14 protein-coding genes are annotated in these 19,420 nt (G+C 64.7%); 8 read left to right on the forward strand and 6 right to left on the reverse strand.

The genetic code is table 11. The annotated features are described in order from the left end of the window. The first annotated feature begins 22 nt into the window (after window positions 1-22). From ACWELQ_RS01565 to ACWELQ_RS01590, 6 genes are all read left to right on the forward strand, one after another. Window positions 23-1,813 (forward strand): hypothetical protein, encoded by a 1,791-nt coding sequence (locus ACWELQ_RS01565; protein ID WP_452395077.1) that lies wholly within the window; start codon window positions 23-25, stop codon window positions 1,811-1,813. Continuing rightward, the gene (locus ACWELQ_RS01570) at window positions 1,810-3,876 is read left to right on the forward strand and encodes a hypothetical protein (RefSeq protein ID WP_452395078.1); all 2,067 of its coding nucleotides are present in this window, start codon (window positions 1,810-1,812) and stop codon (window positions 3,874-3,876) included. The genes ACWELQ_RS01565 and ACWELQ_RS01570 overlap by 4 nt, the downstream gene beginning before the upstream one ends. Further along, the gene (locus ACWELQ_RS01575; RefSeq protein WP_452395079.1) at window positions 3,873-4,307 is read left to right on the forward strand and encodes a hypothetical protein; all 435 of its coding nucleotides are present in this window, start codon (window positions 3,873-3,875) and stop codon (window positions 4,305-4,307) included. Before ACWELQ_RS01570 ends, ACWELQ_RS01575 begins: the two co-directional genes overlap by 4 nt. An 80-nt stretch (window positions 4,308-4,387) precedes the next feature. Further along, a complete protein-coding gene (locus ACWELQ_RS01580) occupies window positions 4,388-4,693 on the forward strand; it encodes a hypothetical protein (protein WP_452395080.1) in 306 nt (101 codons plus the stop codon). A 184-nt stretch (window positions 4,694-4,877) separates the two neighbouring features. Beyond that, window positions 4,878-5,105, forward strand: a complete 228-nt coding sequence (locus tag ACWELQ_RS01585; protein ID WP_452395081.1) for a hypothetical protein — start codon at window positions 4,878-4,880, stop codon at window positions 5,103-5,105. An 852-nt stretch (window positions 5,106-5,957) separates the two neighbouring features. Next, window positions 5,958-7,286: a family 1 glycosylhydrolase gene (locus ACWELQ_RS01590; protein WP_452395082.1), complete on the forward strand. Its 1,329-nt coding sequence runs from the start codon at window positions 5,958-5,960 to the stop codon at window positions 7,284-7,286. A 5-nt stretch (window positions 7,287-7,291) separates the two neighbouring features. On the opposite strand, the gene ACWELQ_RS01595 is transcribed toward ACWELQ_RS01590, so the two are convergent. The 5 genes from ACWELQ_RS01595 to ACWELQ_RS01615 all read right to left on the reverse strand — a co-directional run bounded on the left by ACWELQ_RS01595 (window position 7,292) and on the right by ACWELQ_RS01615 (window position 15,332). Then, window positions 7,292-11,098 carry a WD40 repeat domain-containing protein gene (locus ACWELQ_RS01595; RefSeq protein ID WP_452395083.1) on the reverse strand — a complete coding sequence of 1,269 codons (3,807 nt, stop codon included), beginning with the start codon at window positions 11,096-11,098 and terminating at the stop codon, window positions 7,292-7,294. 414 nt (window positions 11,099-11,512) lie between these two features. Next, entirely contained in the window at window positions 11,513-11,734 is a 222-nt protein-coding gene (locus ACWELQ_RS01600) for a hypothetical protein (RefSeq protein WP_452395084.1), read from the reverse strand. A 1,448-nt stretch (window positions 11,735-13,182) separates the two neighbouring features. Beyond that, the gene (locus ACWELQ_RS01605; protein WP_452395085.1) at window positions 13,183-13,692 is read right to left on the reverse strand and encodes an Rv0361 family membrane protein; all 510 of its coding nucleotides are present in this window, start codon (window positions 13,690-13,692) and stop codon (window positions 13,183-13,185) included. Between the two features lie 2 nt (window positions 13,693-13,694). Next, window positions 13,695-14,363, reverse strand: coding sequence for a hypothetical protein (locus ACWELQ_RS01610; RefSeq protein ID WP_452395086.1), 669 nt, complete (start codon window positions 14,361-14,363; stop codon window positions 13,695-13,697). Window positions 14,364-14,423: 60 nt separating this feature from the next. Continuing rightward, the gene (locus tag ACWELQ_RS01615) at window positions 14,424-15,332 is read right to left on the reverse strand and encodes a hypothetical protein (protein ID WP_452395087.1); all 909 of its coding nucleotides are present in this window, start codon (window positions 15,330-15,332) and stop codon (window positions 14,424-14,426) included. 400 nt (window positions 15,333-15,732) lie between these two features. On the opposite strand from ACWELQ_RS01615, the gene ACWELQ_RS01620 reads away from it, so the two are divergent. Together ACWELQ_RS01620 and ACWELQ_RS01625 are read left to right on the forward strand one after the other, a co-directional pair. Then, the gene (locus ACWELQ_RS01620; protein ID WP_452395088.1) at window positions 15,733-16,914 is read left to right on the forward strand and encodes a hypothetical protein; all 1,182 of its coding nucleotides are present in this window, start codon (window positions 15,733-15,735) and stop codon (window positions 16,912-16,914) included. Between the two features lie 397 nt (window positions 16,915-17,311). Continuing rightward, window positions 17,312-18,400, forward strand: coding sequence for a deazapurine DNA modification protein DpdA family protein (locus tag ACWELQ_RS01625; protein WP_452395090.1), 1,089 nt, complete (start codon window positions 17,312-17,314; stop codon window positions 18,398-18,400). A gap of 283 nt (window positions 18,401-18,683) precedes the next feature. Here the strand turns inward: ACWELQ_RS01625 and ACWELQ_RS01630 are convergent, their stop codons facing one another. Then, window positions 18,684-19,049 (reverse strand): hypothetical protein, encoded by a 366-nt coding sequence (locus tag ACWELQ_RS01630; RefSeq protein ID WP_452395089.1) that lies wholly within the window; start codon window positions 19,047-19,049, stop codon window positions 18,684-18,686. Window positions 19,050-19,420: the final 371 nt, after the last annotated feature.

The raw sequence follows: 19,420 nt of genomic DNA on the forward strand, positions 1-19,420 counted from the left end.
CACTGTCCAGAACCGTTCCGGTGTGGTCTCTACGTCGCGGCTGGATGTGCAGGAGTTCGTGTGTGCGCGCCTGGCGGCCGAGCTGGCCGACGAATGGGTGGAATATGCGGCCGCGGCCGAGTTGTCGCTGGGCTCGGTGCGGTTGTACCGGAAAACAATCGCGGTGTTCTGCACTTTCGTGGATGCGACGCTCCCGCAGGCCGCGGCAATGACGCTGTTGTGCGCTGACCCTGAACTACTCCCGGTCGTGTTGGACTGGGTGCGACGGCTTCCCGCTCAGTACCAGCCGGGTTCCCAACAGCCTGCGGGCATGGCGTGGCGGCTGCGCACGTTGGTTGCCCGCCGGGCCCGGCATCGTGATCGGCCCGTCGCCGAGCAACTCGATGGGTGGTTGACCGGGTCGGTGGGGTTGCGGCGCGGCGTCACCCAGGAAGTCGACGAATTCTCTCGGTCCGAGAAGAGGGCGATGATTCGGGCTGCCTGGCGCGATATCCGTGTTGTGGAGCAGCGATTGCAGCGCGGTACCGAATTGCTCGCGCGCGGGCAGAACCCCCGCATCGGTGGCTGGCTGGATCCGGCCAATTTGATGTGGGCTCTCGACCACGAGATCGACTCCGCCGCAGAGGTTCCCGCGCACCTGCCGACCGCCGCGCAGTGGCCAGCGAACTTGGCGGACATGTTGCCGCATGGGGTGTCGAGGAGGCGGTGGAGTCGTGAGCTGGTGCGGACGCTGTCGGGAATGCTGTATCCGACGAACCTCGACCTTCACGGGTTCCGGGTGCTGCTGATGGCCGCAAGCGGCCACACCTCCGAGGAGATCAGCGGCCTGTCCGAGCGCGACGTGGAATTCACCGCCGATGGTGTGACCTTGACCTTCACCAAACTCCGGGCCCGGTCGATTCGCCGCCGTTCGTACCGGATGGTGCAGGCGAAGGAACCGGTGGTGTTCGGCACCGAATCCAAGCTCGACGTGGCCGATTTGATCCGCCGATTGCTGGCTGTCACCGAGCGGGTGCGCCGCCACAGCAGCGTGTCGCCCGCGCCGTTGTTCTTGCGGGTCAACCCGTATATCTACGACCTCGTGCCGCGGCCGTTCGAGGGTGCCATGCACGAGGCGAGTTTCCGTGTCTGGCTCGAGCACGTCGGCGTGAGTGTCGCTGGGCCGCCGGATATCCGGAGGCTGCGCAAGTCCGGCAAGGTCGAAAAGGCGATCGCCTATCGCGGCCGAATCAGCGACGTCGCCGACGACCACACGATCGAAGTGTTCCGCGGCCACTACGCGCATGGCACCACCTTGCACGTCATCGCCGCCCACGTGATCACCGCCGCCCAACAACGCTGGTTCTCCGAGGCGATCACCGGGCCGACAGTGCTCACCACCGACGCCGAGCCAGCATTAGTGCATCCGGATGCTCCAACGGTGTTGGGGTTGACCACAGGGCAGATCGACGAACTGCGGTCGGGCGCACTAGATATGGGTGTCAGCAGCTGCCGAGACCCTTTCGAGTCCCCGTTCGGGCGATCCGGGCAGGTGTGCCCAGTCGCGCCGCTGCGCTGCCTCGAATGCCGTCATGCCCTGATCCTGCCGTCGAACCTGCCGCAGCTGTTGCTGCTGTCCGACCACCTGCACCGGCTACGGAACCGGTTGAGCCCACAGCACTTCCACACGCTGTGGGGCCAGAGCGCCGCCAACCTCGCCGCCGTATTGGCCGAACGCAGCGACGCGGAGATCGCGGTGGCGCGCAAGCAGATCGCGCTCGGCGAGACCAGCCTGCACCTTCCCCTGGCCTCGAACACGGAGTTCGACCGATGACCCTTGATCCGACTCGAAAGCCCGCAGACTCGGCACGATTCGGCGGTGACGAAGAGGTCATCCAGTCCCACCCTCTGCTGCCCCACGCCCAGCCCCCACGATTCAGGCAGGCCGACGTGTGGGATCTCAATGGTGTGGTCGAACGGCCCGTGAACCAGAATGCCGCCAACTACCGGGTCCGTTTCGTCGGCCTGTCACCGGCATGGAATCTGCGAGCGCGGGAAATGGCGATGATCTGGCTTAACCCCCGCCATCCCGCCGTGGTGGAGGTGGGGATTCACCTCAAGCCCGATCCATGCGAGCCGCGCACCGTCGCGCTGCGCGCCGGAAACCTGCGCGCACTGGCGGCATGGGCCACAGCGCAGGGGCTGCCCGACGACCTGCGCCGGTGGGATCGAGAGGACTTCCACCGCTACATCCGTCACCAGGTCGATCGGCTCAAACTCGGCAGCGTCAACGAACACATCGTGGTCATCAAGGCGCTGCACCAGTTCCGGGATGTACTCACCTGCAGCGGGCTAGCCGCCGATCCGTGGCCGGGGCAACCAGCCTCCCACGTCCTCGGTCGGCGTGACACCGGCGAGCTCGCCACCCCGGCGATCCGACCACAGATGTGGTTCCCGCTGGTCAAAGCCGCCTGGACCTACATCGATGTCTTTGGCCCCGATATCCTTCGCGCCCGAGCGGCCTGGATCGGACTGCAGCAGAATGTCCGGCCCCTGCAGGCCGCCGACGCGGACGCGACACTCGCTCGCTGGCTCGCGGACCCCGATCACCGTGTTCCCGTCCACACCGGCCGCACGGGCGCGGACAAGGTCGGCAAGGTGCACTGGTCACTGCTGGCAGCAATGCTCGGGGCTAGCGACAGCATCTTCCAGCTCGGGAATGCCGCCAGCCGAGCTCGCCGGGCAGTCGTTGAAGCGGAACTCGCCGACGGGCATGCCACGCAGTCGGGCATCCTTACCGATCTGGCCCACATCCAGAGGCCAGATGGGACCACCGGGCCCTGGCATCCGGACCTGCAGCCATTGCAGATGTGGCTGGAATGCGTGGCCCTTCGCAACGCGTGCTACATCTTCGTCGCCGCGATGTCGATGATGCGCGACAACGAGATTCGCGCCATCACCCACAACAGCGTCGTCGACCACTACGGCGCCCCCGCAGTGAAATCCACCAAACGCAAACGCGATCCCGGCCACCCCACACGACACTGGTGGATCATCGAGCCGGTCGCCCACGCGCTGTTCGTCGCCTCAGAACTGTCGGAGAATCCCGACCTCGCGTTCGGTCGAGTCCGCAGCGCCACCGACACCAATGGGCTGTTCGACAGCAACTACGCGATCAAGGCGTTCACCAAACGGGTGAATTCCCATCGCCACCACACCGGTTTGGACGAGATCCCCGCCGATCACGTCACCGCCCACATGTTCCGCCGCACCATGGCCATGCTGACCCGCGACTACGCCGGTTCGGAAATCGCACTCGGAATCCAGCTCAAGCACGCCGCCACCCGCGCCCTGGCGAACCGATCGACCCAGGGCTACGCCGCCAAGGACCCCGCCTGGGCGGGCTACTTCGACGAAGCCCTCGCCGACGCCCGATTCGACCGGCTGCGCGAGCTCTACCAAGCCCACCGACGCGGTGACCCCATCGGCTATGGACCCGGTGCCGACCAGCTCCGATCGAGCTTCGACGCCCTTGCCCGCGCTGCTTCCCAGCACGGTGACGCCCGCGTCGAATACGACCTGCTCCGACGAACCCGGATCCCCATCCGCTTCGGTAGCCTCAACCACTGCGTCCTCGACGAGACCAATCCCGTTGACGCAAAGTGCCTCGAGAACGCCGTCGTCCCGCCAGGCCATCGCGGGCCACTGGTGGACCGATGCCAACCGGCACGCTGCGCCAACAGCATCATCGGCCCCGAACACCTGCCGATCTGGCGCAGTGAGGAAAACACTCTGCTGACCTTGCTCGACACCCCGAAACTGCCGCCTGCGCGACGGGCACAGCTGCAGCGTGAACTCGACGATGTCCTCACCGCACTGCGACGGGCCGAGCAGTGACCGCGCCGGATGCCGAAGTTTCTGCGCGCACGGCCACTGCACTGCGTTCGGCGATGCAACGCCTGCTCACAGGCCGATCCGAACGCACCGACGGCCGCCTCACCAAGGCCAACCTCGGACGCGAAGCGCAAGTCAGCCACGCCACCCTCCATCGGGCTAAAACGATTCTGCGCGAATGGGATACGGCGGTGGCCCAAGCCAGCAAGCCCACCCGAGCCCAGGTCGCGCACGACGCCGAGGTAGCCGTGCTGCGCACCGAACTCGCCACCAAAACGACCGAGAACACCCGGCTGCGGCGGCAGCTTGACGCCGCAGCCACTGTGATTGCCGCCCTTCACCACGAGAACAACGTTCTGCGTGCCCATTTGGCCCAACACGGAACGGTGGTACCGCTCAACGCGGGAAGGTTCACCGAGCCCGATCAGTGGTGACGGCGTGGCTCTGGCGATCCCGGCCTGTCCGCGTCACTCCTACTCTGGTTCGGTCAGGTCATTCAGAGAGGATGCACGAAATGCATAGCCTGGAACAGAGATTCATCGACTTCGCCGATCGGTTGAACAGGCTCGGCTGCCATGCTGTGGCCGATCGGGAGAACGCGTTGCGGGAAGAACTCACCCTTCTCAACGACGAACGTCGGCGGCCGGTCATGTCTGATGATTGGCGTGACCGTGTGACCGAGCTCAGCGGTCAGGCCGAGGCCGTTCTGGAGCGCCAGATCCATGCCGCGCTGCATCCGACGATCCTGAGCCCACGTCCTATCGATGTTGAGGACGACCTAGAAGACGAATGGGACACCCTCGACGAATCCGAGCAGTAGCGTGGTCCGGACGCCGCGGGTCAGCCTTTCAGGCGAGGTCTTCCAACGTGGGCGTCGTGCCGGGTCGGCGTAGGCTGCCACGTACTTCTCGCCCGCTCCCATCGGCGCAGCCCAGAACTTGCACCCGAAATGCACTGGGAACGAGCGGGTATCGATCACTCGGACTCCCGCGTGTGGTTTCGACGTGGATCACGGGCAGCCGCGCCAGGAACTGCAGGGCGACGAACTCGGTGCACCTGTCTGCGAGTCGGTCCGCGCCAATGCCGGGAAAACCGTCACCATCCTCGCCGAGGACACCATCTTCCGAGTCCTCCACGACGGCGTCGAGATCCAAACCTATGTCCGCACGAACAACAGCCGCATCACCCATCTGCGAGCTGGCCGCCGCCAACAGAAGTCAACCGACTCCTGAACCCGACGAGGATCTGCCGGGTCCGCCGCTGAGGCGACCGAGGACCGTGAAGACGGTCTTGGTGCCGTCGAGAAGTCGATGAAGCTACATCGTCAAGCAGATCCTGAATCCCCACACTGACAGACGGCCACGGGACTGGCATATCGTCCTGCTCGAGCTGCAACCCCTTTCCTCCTAGGCAAGATTAGGAGTCGGGAACTGCGAGTGAGCGCGCATGGGATGGCCGGGCTCGACGCCGTGAGGCCGCTCCTGTGCCCGTAGCCGGTCCGCCCGTGTGGATTCGGGCGGACCGGCTACGCGCTGTGCTCAGTAATAGACCTTTTGCCAGGTCAGGCAGTTGCCCCAACCATCGCGGGAAGCACATGTCTCGTAATACTGGTACACCCAGTGTCCCGATGCGCAGGAGCCCGAAGCGTTGTATCGATCGCAGACCCAGTAGGCGGCTTTCGGTGCAGGAAGCGGTGCGGCCGAAGATGCTCCCGCGAACGCGACGGACAACCCCGCCACGGTGGCGAGCAACACCACGAGAATTGCTGCGCGACAGGTACTTAGAATCTTCGTGAACATCTTCGGTTCTCCCGATACTGGGGCCTCGGAGCGAGTGCCCGGATGCCCGATGACGCTACGAGTCACCCCACTGTTTTCTGTTACCCAATCCGCCTTTCCGCGCGCGACTCTGCTGGTCAACGACGTGTTGCAGAGTTCCGCACCGGAACTCTGGGGGCTGAAGCGTCGAGGTCTCGGTGGCGTGACAGGAACCGAGAACGTAATGAGCACAGCCGATCTCGATCGACATGTGACACGATCAGTGCTCCCGATCGTTCTGTCGCCCAGCCAGGAAGGGACTCGACTATGAGCAAGGTCTCTCGCCGCGCTGTGCTCGGATTGGCTGCCGCTGCCGCTGCTGCCGTCTCCGGTCGTCCGGCCACTGTATTGGCGCGTGCCGCGACGCCGCTCAGTGACGGATTTCTGTGGGGCGTGGGTAGTTCCGGCTTTCAGAGCGAGGGGCACACACCCGACAGCCACCAGCGGCGGTCATTCGAGGCGCGATCGGAGCTCGCGGCGTTCCCGGATTCGGTGGACTTCTACAACCGGTACCAGGACGACATAGCGTTGGCCGCTGATCTTGGAATCGGGGTTTATCGGTTAACGGTCGAGTGGGCTCGGGTGCAGCCCGAAGCCGGCGGGTGGGACGAGGCGGGTTTCGAGTTCTATGACCGAGTACTCGACGCGATGGCCGCACGTGGGCTCCGTCCGATGATCGTCTTGGATCAGTGGGTGTATCCGGTGTGGGTCGGCGAACGCGGCGGCTGGGGCAGCGGGGAGGTGGTGGAGGCGTGGGTGCGCAACGCGAGCAAGGTGGTGGACCGTTATGCCGGGCGTGATCCGCTGTGGATGACCTTCGCCAACCCTGCCGCCTATGTGAAGTTCGAGGTGCAGGACGGCATGCCGGCAGCCGAGATCCCGGCCATGGCATCACGGATCGTCGACGCGCACACCGCGGTCTACGAGCACATCCACCAGGTTCAGGCAGGCGCGTGGGTGGGGTTGTCGACTAATGTCATGACCAATGTCGCCGGATACGACGCCGGTAGCGTGATCCTCGATCAGGTCGCTGGCTGTGTGGATTTCATCGGTGTCGGCAACACGGTCAGCATTTCCCTGGATGTGTTGCCGACGCTGGCGCTGCACGCGCTGATCGCCCCGAACGAGCTGAGCAGCCCGCTCGCTCACGCGGTGCAACCGGAATCGATTTATTACGCGTTGCGGTACTGTGCACGCAGATTTCCAGGAAAACCGTTGTACGTGGTGGAAAACGGGATCGTGTCCTGGAACGGGACCCGCGTCGACGGGTACGACCGCGCCGATCACCTGCGTGACAGCATCTACTGGCTGCAACGCGCCCGCGCCGACGGTATCGACGTCATCGGGTACAACTACTGGGGGCTGACCGACAGTTTCGAATGGGGCAGCTACGACCTGCGTTACGGTCTCTACAGCGTCGACGTGCGCACCGATCCCACTCTGACCCGGCGGGCCACCGACGCGGTCGCCGCCTTCCGCACGATCATCGCCGCCGGTGGCGTGCCCAGCGACTACCTGCCCACTCGTTCACCAGCATTGTGCTCGCTGGTCGATGTACCGACGAGCTGTACCGATCCGGTGACAGTTCCCCGCTGATCAGTTCACCGGCACGGGTTTTCGATCGTTTGCCTGGGAAATTCGGCTTCGAGCCGCGCGAGGATCGTCGCCCCTGTCAGGGCACAGACACGTTTGCGGGCGTTGTCGGGGTCGAGGTCCCAAATCCGTAGCGCGCCATCACGGCCTCCTGCGAGGAGGTGGCTGTCGTCGAGGAAGGCGACGTTCCACACGTTTTCATCAGGCGTGGTGAGTGACCTCCCGTCGATGGACGGCGCAGTGGGAGTGGACATGTCGACCAGTTGGACAGTTCCGTCGCTGCCTCCCACCGCGAGACGGGTGCCCGAGGGTGAGAAGTCCACGGAGCCTACGACGTTGCTGGTCACTGGCAGCGGGGTGGCGAGCGGCACGATGTGGTGCGGATTGCTGATATCCCAGAACTGTATTCGGCCGGCTCGCCAGCCGATCGCAGCGGTCTTGCCATCGGAGCTGACTGCAAGTCCGCTGCCCTCGGCCCGGTCGGGATCCGTCATTCCCAGCAGCGTCCCTGGGTGGGCCGAGCGGGGATCCCACACCTGCAGGAGGTCGGTCAGGCCGACGACGGCGTTGCCGCTTCTGGACACGGCGGTCTGGACACCGAGAAGGGGCAGGAACTGCTTCCGGTTCTTGAATTGCAGGGCGCTGTCATCGATGTGGACCATGTTGCCGGGCTGGGAGTAGTCCCATATCTCCAGGTGCGGGATCGGATCAGCGAAGGCAGCCGCCAGCAGGGGCCGATCGGCGGCGAAACCGATGCCGAAGGCCCCCGGAAAGGTACGAACGACACGGTTGTCTTTCGCCGCATTCATATCCAGCAAGGTCATCTCGCCGGACTGCAGCACCGCGACGTATCGACCGTCGGGACTCATGGCGGGGCCCACTGGCTGGGTGATCCCAGAGACCCGGTAGTCAGGTCTGGGGATGGTGTCGACTATTCGTGCGGCCGCAAGGTTGCTGAGATCCCAGACATGGGCATCCTGGCCGGGGGCGGACGTGATCATTCGATGGCCGTTGGCGCCGATGGCTGACGTCAGTGATCCGATCTGCCCGGCCTGCCCCACCAGAACACCCGTGGGCAACGACCAATGCTCGACAGTGCCGTCGTCCAACGCCACCGCCCCGTGCCTGCCGTCGGGGGCGAACATGGCGCCTACCACGGTGCCGCTGCAGCGACCGCCCGGAGCGGAACATGCCGCCGAGGTGCCGGTCAACGCGATGCCCAGCGGTGTCGGCTTCGTGCGATCAGCGAGGTTCCACAGCGACACCCCGGTTACCGACACAGTCGCGAATAAGCGGTCACCGTCACCGAATCCGAAGCCCCGCAGGTACTGGCCTGCGGCGACCGGGAACGGTGCGGTGACCTTCTTGGGGTCGGCGGGGTTGTCGAGACTGTAGAACTCGACGGTGCTCTGGCCCGGGTATGGCGAGTCTGGCCGCACCCCCATTTCTCCGACTGCCAGTAGCGGCGTCGTATCCGAGGGTCTCACCAGGGGTTTGTCAGGCTGGACGGTCACGATGGCGCCTTGTAGGGAGTCTCGCGTGAGATCGAGAGGCCATGCGGTGGTGGTGTATTGGATGCCGAGCGCACCGCTCGGAGTGGAGCTGGTCGTCAGCAGGGCGTTGTCGGTGCCGGTGAAAGCGACAACGAACGGGGAACCTTCGACCGGGACACGAACCGGGATCTGGACTGCGTGCCCCAGGCTGCTGACGTCCCACAACTCGACGCCGCTCGCGTGTGCGACCGCGAGCGTGCGGCCGTCGTGAGAGAGTGCTGCAAAGGTCACCGGGCTGCCGGTGTCGAAAGTGGAGACCGGTTGCGGCCAAGCGGAATTCGATCGGTCATAGATCCGGACAGCGTTGTCGGCACAGGCGGCGATCACCGTCGATTGATGCGTCATCAATGCCGTGATCTGCGCTTTGTTCCCCGCGAGCCGCGCGACCAGCGCAGCGGGTCCGGCCTCGTCGACCCTCCACACCCGCACGTCACCGTCGTACCCCGCGACCGCGAGCGTGCCGTCGGACAAGTAACCGATCCCGGAGATCCTCTGGTGATCGTTGGTGAATGTCTTTGCCACTGGCAGCATCTGACTGGCGATCAACCGAGAACGGACGCCGGGATCGTCACGCTTGTTGTCGAAGGCCAGCACCGCCAACTGCGCGGCCAACGTCGGATCGGTCGACTGTTGTTGGTCGATCTCCTGGAGGACACGAGCAAGAAATGCCACCTGGAGTTCGCGTTCCCTACTCGAGGCCTGAACGTTGAGGACCAGCGCCACGACGAGGATGACGACCAGACTGGTCGCAGTTGCGGCGACCGCGGCGATGCGCCATCTTTGGGCGCGTATCGCCGCGGCGAGAAACCGTGCGCCGGCCCCGCCTGGTGAGGGGTGGCTGCTGCGCGCCCGCGCCAGCCGCGTACCGCGATACAGCAGCGCTGTGCTGCGGTCGGACGCTTCCCATTCCGCGGCATCGGCTTCGGTACGCCGACGCACCAGCAGCGCGTCACGGTCGGCGTCGATCCACTCCCGCAGCCGAGGCCACGCGTCGAGCACAACCTCATGGATCAAGGTGGCATGGTCCTCTTCGACCGTGATCAAGCGCGCCGTGGCCAGACTGTCGAGCGCGGACGTGGCGGCCGCCGCATCCGCTGCGTGCGCGGCTTCCTTGAGAGGCAGGCGACGGCGGGTGTCGCGGGTGCCGTCGCCGACCGCTACCATCGCGATCAGCAGATGCTGCGCCGCAGCCCGCGCGTCGTCGTCGAGTTGTTTCCAGGCCGCCTCGGCGGTCTGTGTGACCGAGGAGGCGACACGGCCCGCGGCGATGTACGCGGCGATGGTGAGGTTGCGGCCGCTGTGCTTGTCCCACACCGCTGCCATGACATGCGACAGCAACGGCAACGTCCCCACATCGTCGTTTCCTGCCAGTTGACCCAGATCAGCAATGATCAGATCGCTGAGCCCCTCTTCGAGTTCGACACCGGCGCGGCGGGCAGGCCCGACGATGACGTCTTTCAGCTCATCGATGAGAGGCCGGCGAAGGACCACACAGTGTCGAATGGTTGCCGTTACGGCGACGGCAGGTCTTGCTTCGATCCCTGTGTCTGCGCCCGGTTCGGTAGCGCCCGACAGTGCCTCGGCCAGCACCGGTGCCTCCAGGCAACTGGCGAGGAAATCCGAGCGCACGCTCACGATCACCGTCGTTCCCGCGGTGGCGGATTGCTTCAACTGGTCCAGAACTTCATCGCGTTCCTGCGCACCGAACGCGGCCGCGAACAGTTCTTCGAACTGGTCGACGATCAGCACGCAGCGTTCGCGTCCCGCCTCTGCGAGCGCTTCGTTCAGGCCGACGGTAGGGGTGCACCACACAGACGACCATTCCGCTGGCAGCGCTGGAATCAGCCCGGCCGCCAACAGTGATGACTTGCCCGAACCTGAAGCCCCGACGAGCAGACCGATGCCGCCGCCGCCCGCGTCGATGCTGCGGACCAGTGCGGTGAGTTCCTGGATCGCCCGATTCCGGCCGAAGAACCGATCGGCATCACCGGTCTGATACGCGGCCAGACCCGGGTAGGGACATGTGGACTGCGGAACCCACTTCTTCGCGGCCAGGTACAGCGACAGCCAGTACTCCTTGCGGACCAGCTCCGGCGGAACCGGGGCCGTCGCCTTGTCGGTCCGGTCGATCAGGACCTTCAAAACCGGCCACACCGAAGCGAACTTGGCTGGTAGCGCCTTGCCGTTCTTCCAGTCGCTGAAACGCTGAAACTCCAACCCTTTCGCGCCCGGCCCCCGGGTCGGTCCCATCAGCTCGTTCACCGCGGCAGCGACCCGTTTCTGCGGTAGCTTCCCGGCCAGTAACCACAGCTCAGTGAGCCTCTGCGCGAATAACTCCCGCGGCGAGCCGGGACCCGGCGGCACCCCCACGCACACCTCTATCTGCTCGACCGGGACAGCCGGTTCACTTGTGCGGCACCCAGTTTCGATACCGGGACCGACAGTACGCGCTCCGCGCCGGCCCGGCCGCATATTCGATCTGGTCATCGGCCGCGGTACTCCACGTGACCGCCGGGCTCGACACCCGGGTGATTGTCGAGATAGTGCTGAATATGCGCTGCGGTGGCCACTGACTCGGTCGCCCACGCCGTTTTGTGCCGACATTCGCCGCAATGGATCCTGTAGCGCCTGCTGGACCCGAACATGTCTCGCTCCTTCCTAGGAATCTGGGGTAGCTCACCGGATTTCGAAATGACCGCCCGGCACAATGCCGGGATGCGACGCGGCGTAGTGGGCAGAAATCCGGTTCTCGGCCCCGCTTTCTGTCAGCCACTCCGTAGTGAAACTGCATTCACCACAGACGCTTCGATACTTCTTGTTCGACCGCTCGGACGATCGGTAGGCCAGATAGGCCACAAATCCAACGACCACGAGCAGGCAGAGAAATCCGCCGTCCATACCGCACCTTCGATTCACGTTCGCCCGGAACTTCTTCCGGGGCCGACGCCGGCATCCAGCGAAGCCGGCAACTCCAACGCTAGGTACCGCGCCGATCCAGGCCTTCTCCGCTTGCGGCGTTGATTTCCTCCCGCCGCTGGTCAGAGAGGCAGAAAGAGGAGGCTGCGGAATTCCGGTCCGGAACCCGAGGCGACTGCACCCGCGCCGGCGGCGGCTTGGCACAGCGACCAACGGGACCTACAGCCGGCCGAGTTCATAACCCGTAGCCAGCGCAGGACCGAAGTACTCACCTCTGGGAGGGGTCCGCCTTCGACCGGTCCCGCCAGTGACTGCGACGTCGACCGGACTGTGAACGTCCCTGGCCCAGACCGCAGTCTGCATACCGGTTCAGGCATAACCGATTCCGGAGCGGAACACGAAATAGCCCACTCTGAGCAGGCGTTTCGATGCCACTCGAGTCCGTTGGCCTTCGTCCGAGCGCTCGTTTCTCCCACTGTTGAGCCATGTTCTGCGTCGCATGGTTGGCCCTCGACGCGAGGTTGTCACGACGCGGTCGAGGGAGACGCGCTCGGAGATCACCACACAGGTGACCAGCAGATGTCTTCGCAGAATTGTCCAGACCCTCGAACCGATCACGAAACAAATGGAAAACAATGAAAAAATTGATACTGACTGCAGGGATGACTTGCCTCTTCGGGATCTCCGCCCTCGCCGCGCCTTCCGCCAACGCATTCAGTTTCTACCAGCTAGGCGCACTGATCTCCGTGACACAACAGAGCTACGACATCAATGTCTGTTCCTCACCCGCGGCGGTAGCCGCGAGTCTCACCATCTATTACAGGGACCCCGACACAGAGCAAAGTGGTGTAAAGGTCTACCCGGTTGCGGCCTCATCCCTAGCCGGATATGCGACCGACAAATGCCGACAGTACGGAACTCTCACTGGCTACCGGATCACCAAACTGGACTATGCGGTTTGGGACCACGGAGCGAGGATGTACGGCGGGACCGGGGTGTCTCCCAACTCGTAAGGGGCCGATCGCTGTGCCGACGGCGGTCCCCGCGCCGTTGGCACAGATTCATCTCTGCCAGCGGCATTCCGATTTTGAGGGCGCAGCTCGACAAGATCAGTGGCCTGGCCGGTGGGAGTAGCGGGTACGCAGTGAGCCGCCAGAACAGCGACGGTCGGTTTGCGGCTCATTCTTCGCGCCAATGCTTTTCGAGTGCGAGGTGTTCGCCGGATTGGCCCACGCCTTCTGCTGGCACTTTCGCGCTCGTCAGGCCCTATCAGCAGAGTGAGCGTCGGTCGATGAGTGGTGTGATCTTCGGGTCGGCCGCCGTCGACCAGCAGGCTCACCGCCAACACCGTGCCGTGGACCAGCTTCGTCCGCTGGTCCACGGCACGCGGGGAGCGACAGGGGGTGAGTGCCGGTACTTCAGTCGATCGATCAGGACGTCGGCGTGGTCGAAGTTGCCGCAGTGCCAGGGATTTCGCGTTGTGCGGCATCACAGACCGTCCACTTGCCGGCCTCTCGACAGAAGTAGAGGGTCTGGGTTCCGCCCGTGGCGAAGGTCAGTCGGGCCGAGGCCGCGTTGGCGACGACGCGAATCTCCGAGAGCGTGAAAGGCTGTTTTGTCGAACTGGCTGGCTGGGAATCGGGATTGCTGGAATCGTCGAGGAAGGGCTGCGCTTCCAGGCTGCACATATCGGCTGCCATGCGTTTGGGATCCCCGCTGTGCACGGCCGTATCGAAGCGGTCAACGAGTGCTCGGATCGCGGTCGTGTCACTGGAGGCCGCGTGCCCCCGAATCACGACGAGAACCACGCCGGCCACGACCGCCAATACGGCCGACAATCCTCCGACGATCAGCCACCACCGTCGCCGTGATTGGGTAGCAGGAGAGGGCTCTGCGGGCGAGGAGGAATGGGCGAGTTGAGTGTTGGGGTCGGGATACATGGTCAGTCCTGTTCCTGGGCAGCGACGGCGAAGCGGATTTCGAAGAGCTTGTCCAGCACGTGACCGAAATCATCTGGGGAGTTCAGCTCTCCGTCCTGGTCCGCGACGACCGCTTGTCCCAGGGGCAGGTCGGGGGATACACAGGCGGCGATCCCGCTGTAGGCGGTCGAGATCGGAAGTAGCCGGGACGCATCGGGGACCTGGTCCCAGTCAGGCATTCCTTCTGGAAAGCCTCTGACAGTGGCGAGGGGCAGCCACAGTCGCGGTGCAATCGGACCGAAGAACAACTCGTACGGTGAGGTGAATCCAGCATGCACCTGGCGCAGGAACGTCCGCAGTGAACTCGGTACGCACTCCCACATCACGGGCGGGTGCTCACCGAATGTCGCTGGGTCACGACCGATCCAGCACACGACGTACCGGTCGTCCTCATCGAAATGTTCCATCACGTACACGACCACGCATTCACCGTCGCCACGCAGACCGACTCGGGCATCGGACAGTTCACTGGTCAACCTGGCTGCGAAGCGAGGTATCGCGTCGAGGAAGTCCTGATTCCACAACGCCAGAGCAGCGGCGCACCGCTCGCGCGGCTCGCGTTCGTTGGCGATGCCTGTCCACGCGGCAGGGCAGGTGCTCGGCAGCGGTGCTCCCACCTCGAGCAAAACCACCGTTTCGGCGTACTCGTCGAGCGCGAGCTGGTGTCGAATCTCGTGGAGCTGTACAGACATCTACTTCCCTCCTTGATTCGCGAGCAGTTGGGCGATGATCGCGATCAACTGCGGCTCGATCTTCGCCTGCAGATCCTGCTGAGCCTGCCGCCACTGGGGATCGACGTTCAAGATCGCCATCGCATTCTTCGACAGTTTGGCGCCATTGACCCGAACCGGCAGCCACTGGAAATTCAAGGGCGCGTTGACCATCAGCAGCATGTTCTCGGCACTCAACTGAAGGAAGCCAGGAAGGTAAAGCAGCCGCGACCGCGGCACGATGTGGTCGAGAGCGACATACGGATTCGACGGATGTTGCGGATTGGGCTGGATGGTCCCGCCGCCGCTGGGATGCTGCGAGGGGTCGGGATCGCCGATCTTGGGTTTGGGCTGACCTTGCAACACCCACTTGCCGACGTTCTTGGGCGGAGAGAACTCCCCCAACGCTTTATACAGCGGCCTCAGTTCATCGGTAACCCGCACCGGCGCGCCGCTCAGGTATTGCTTGGTGACGTCGGGGGGAACATAGCCTGCCGGCACTTTGTCCTTGCCGGCCTGCACGGTGACGATCTGGTTTCGAGTCAGCTTCTTCGGCTGTTGACCTGCGGCCAGTTGATCGGTTGCCGACTCGCACTTCTCAAGCGCTTGGATGTCGGCTTGGTCTTCGGTTGTGAGCTCGTCGGCCTCAGCGTCGTACGCGTCGGCCGCGGCCTGCTGCTCCGGAATATCGAACGTGTGCGGTTCGTCATTGTGGTGAGCGATCTTGGCTCGGACCTGATCCAACGCATCTTGCTGGGTCTGGCACGCGGCTACTTCGTCGTCGGGCGCTGCGTACGCGGCCGGTGAGACGCCGAGTACGAGTGTGAGACAGGCGGCGAGTACGGAGAGAAGCGCGAGTAGCGCTTTGTACCAATGGAATCGGCGGATCATTCGGTCCCCCTAGACATGTGCGAATATCCGCAACGCTAGGAACACGACCGTGGACTGAGCTCTCGCCAACACAAGCAGCGCCGACCATCACCGCAGCTCAGAGGATGTTCGATGAGTGTTCCGGAACGGAACTTCGTTGAGACCCTTCCTGGGCTTCGGCTGTGTCGGGCCTCCGGAACGGAACACTGGCCGACAGTCTTTGACCTGCGTTTTCCAGCGAATTTGCCGAAAGGTCACCGGCAACGCCGAATACGGATCGCCGACCATCGACGGACCCCCGACGTCCGGCGAAAGGAACGCCATGCCTGAGCACTCGGCAACGTCGCACCGAATCCCCAAAGCGCGCACCAGGTCCCACGTAAAACAGCCTGTTGACCACAATGGCGAGAACCTCGAGATCGTGCGGGCCCAGACCTTCCCGTACCTCACGCAACCACTGATCGTCGACCCGGGCGAGGGCACCAGGATCCGGGAGACTGCGCAACGGCTGCACCCGCTGTTCGAACGCGTCGCACGGCTGTATCTGCAGCGGCCCGACGTGCGCAGCTTGTTTCCCGCGTACGAGCCGCTGTGGGACTGGTTACGCGTCGCAGGCCAACTCGACCCGATCAATCGCATTTGCCGTCTCGACGGCACGACCAGCGACCCCAGTCGCTATCGGGTGCTCGAGATGAACGCCGTGTGCCCCGGCGGAGTGACCTTCGTGCCCCGCATGCACCGCCACTGGAACGCCCAAGTCGACGTCCCGGACACACCAGCAGCATCCCGGCAGCCGCTGGTGGAAGACAGCGTGCTGTTCGCGCGCACACTGCTTGCCTGCCACCGTGAACAGTTCGGCACCGAGGCACGCACGGCGTTCATTGTGACCCTGCGCGGGCGCTTCGACGTCGAGGTCGCCGAAATGATCGAAGACCTCACCGCTTTGAACGTGCAGACCACAGCCGTCGACGCGCGTACGGTCCAACTGCGAGGTGACGCGGTGGTCGACGACCGCGGCCGCCGCGCCGACCTCGTGTACGCGAATCTGGACCAACTCGACCTGATCACCGACCCCGACCTCGAACGCTACTTCGCTGCAGCAGTGTCGGGCCGGGCCTGCTTCGTGAATCCGCCACTGTCGCAATGCATCATCGGCGACAAACGCTGCCTGGCGGTACTGTCGGACCCAGCGTTCGCCACCGACTTCGATGCCGCCGAACAGGCGCTGCTGGCAGCACACATCCCCTGGACGCGGGTGCTCGATCGCACGGACACTGCACTGCTGGACCGCCTCGACGCCGACCAAGACCGGTTCGTGCTCAAACCCGCCAACCGCCTCGGCGGCGACGGCGTCGTCCTCGGGACACGATGTGCCCGATCCACCTGGCGGGCCGCGCTGCGTCACGCCGCGACGACAGGCGGCTATGTGGCACAGGAATACTGCCCGCTCCCGACCGTGCCCGGATACCCCGACCTGACCGTTGGCCTGGACACCTTCCTGTTCAACGGACAGTTCGCCGGCTACATGGCACGCTGCTCGACCGACCCGGTCATCAACGTCGCCGCGGGCGGATACTGCCTGCCGGTGATCGAATATGCCTGAGCAGCAACGTCTTCGGAATCAGCCTGGACAGGTCCTCCCCATCGCCCTCCGCCGCGCCCAGAACTCTGATGATTTACGGATCGACCAGACGGTAGCCGCGACCACGAGAAAGGGCGCTGCAAGCATATCTTCCCAACGACGAGGCCCTGTACAAATGACGGCGATGTGCCGGTACTACTGAAGCACTGACCTTCTGGTATGGGTGCGACCGGACACCGAGCACCTCGATCAACTGGTGGTGGCGGCGCTCCACCGTTGGCGACGGATCCGGCCGGTGCCGGAAGCGAACCCGGCCCATGCGGAGAATGCTGCGTGGATGCAGGCCATCGGTCACGCCGTCATTTCGGGACTGGGTGCCTCCGGCCCGAGCTGAGATGTCTCGCGAGACACCCAGATTCTGGAGAACGGCGGATTCAGCCAGTTGCAGAAGCACGGCAGTTGGGACACCGTCACGCCCCGCCAATACGTCGAGCGGGTCCGCCGCTATCACGACGAGATCGGCAACCTGACCTGGGCCGCGCCCCAAGATTGGATGTGCGAACCGATCGTGCGCCACGACGGCACCGGTACACGCGGGATCCGTTTCGCCGGTACCGGATTGACCGTGCTCGAACACCTGCACCGCACCGTCGGCAACCTCCTCGACCTGCGCGCCCTGGACTCGACACTGCGGATCGCGCCCACCATCCAAGGCCACAAACGCGCCGATTACGAACTGTGCCTGGAGCTCTACGCCCGCGCCGGAATCGACCTGGCCGCCGAGCCCGTCGTCGCCGTCGGCAGCGTCTGCAAACGCCAGAACACCCACGAAGCCGCCGACATCATCACCGCCATCACCGAAGCCGTCCCGGGAATCCGTCTGCACGGGTTCGGGATCAAGACCGACGGACTGGCCGACTACGGCACAAAACTCGCCTCCTCCGACAGTACGGCCTGGTCCGACACCGCCCGCTACGAACGCATCCTGCTGCCTGGTTGCAGCGGACACGTCAACTGCGCCAACTGCATCCGATGGGCCTGCCATTGGCGGGAAAAGGTTCTAGCCGCACTCGCCGGGCACGCCACCCGCACCCCGATCTGCCCGCACCCGGCACTGTCCAGAAAACTGGACAGGAGCACGCTCACCTCACATCGGTTGGCGCTGTCGGGATTCCGCGACGAAGCCGCCGAACTCGAACGCACCGCCAGCATCCGCGCCGCCCACGCCCAAGGCATGTCCGTGCGCGCCATCGCCGCCGCCCGCAAACTCAGCCCGGCGCGCATCGGTCAACTCCTCACCGAACCCGACCGTGGCCCGATCCTCGAGCAACTCTGCGCCCTGCGACAGCGGTGGGACGTCGATTCCGACCCTGCGACCAGCGCGGCCGCCGACCGGATCATCGCAGGCATGGCCGCCGCCGAACTGGCCGAACAACAGCCACAGCCTTCGACAACTCAGCGACGTGACGCCCGACCGCAGCAGCCGACGTTGTTTGACATCGCCTGAAACGGTCTTGCCAGCGAACAGAACTGGGACCCGCGTCAGGGTCAGTTCCGCCGGCCCAGGGTCAAACCGCGGCTCAGGCTGCGACTGCCCGGCCCGAGCTAATCACACTGCCGATGGATCTCTGATCAGCGCATTGTCCGGTCTTGTGGAATCTGTTGTGGGGTAACAACAACCGGTCAGCATCCCGTATCCGGGCGTGCCGCTGCTCGAACTCGACGGCCTTGAACGGCAGTCCGCCGAGATCCCCGCACGCGACCCGGACTAGCAGGTCAGGCGAAGTTCGTCAGGAACTTGCAGCGACCGCTGCGAGGTCCAGTTCGGGGAACGCCTCGACCGCCCACTTGTAGGGGGCCAGCACAGCGCGTTCTTCCTTCCACAGCGTCACGACCGTGTGGTGCCCGCGGCGCAGGCCTTCGCGCTGGGCGCGCAACGTGGTGCGCGCGTTGCGGGAGTTCAGCACCACCCGCAGCGATTCCTCGACCGGCTTGCGTTGCAGTCCGACGCCCCACCGATCTCTCGACATCAGAACCCCTGAGGGTTCGTCGAAAAAGGTCGTGACGAGAACCTCGTCGTCCTCGTAGGCCGCGCGCAGGTTCTCGGCCCACTTCACGCGCAGTTGATCCGATTCCACACACCGCATAACTGTCACTGTACGTACCTTACGCAACTTACACAGACGGAAACGGTCAACCGCACCGTGCTCCGACCCGCCGGAATGTCGTGAGCTGCCGCGACAGTGGAACCTCCCGCCCTCACGCAGCTCCCGCGGGCTCACCTCCCAGCCGCGGCAAGTGGGAGGAGGCCATGTCCGCGCCGGCCGCCTCGCCAGGGCGCGACACCGGGAGAACTCCGCGAGCGCTGCTCGCGCGGGTGCCGGTCCCGAGGTGGTGGACCCTCCGTCTGGCTTTTCGGGACTATCACTGGGGTCGAGGCGGCCGGCGCGGACATGGCCTCCTCCCACTTGCCGCGGCTGGGAGGTGAGCCCGCGGGAGCTGCGTGAGGGCGGGAGGTTCCACTGTC

Source organism: Nocardia sp. NPDC004722, from assembly GCF_053601505.1.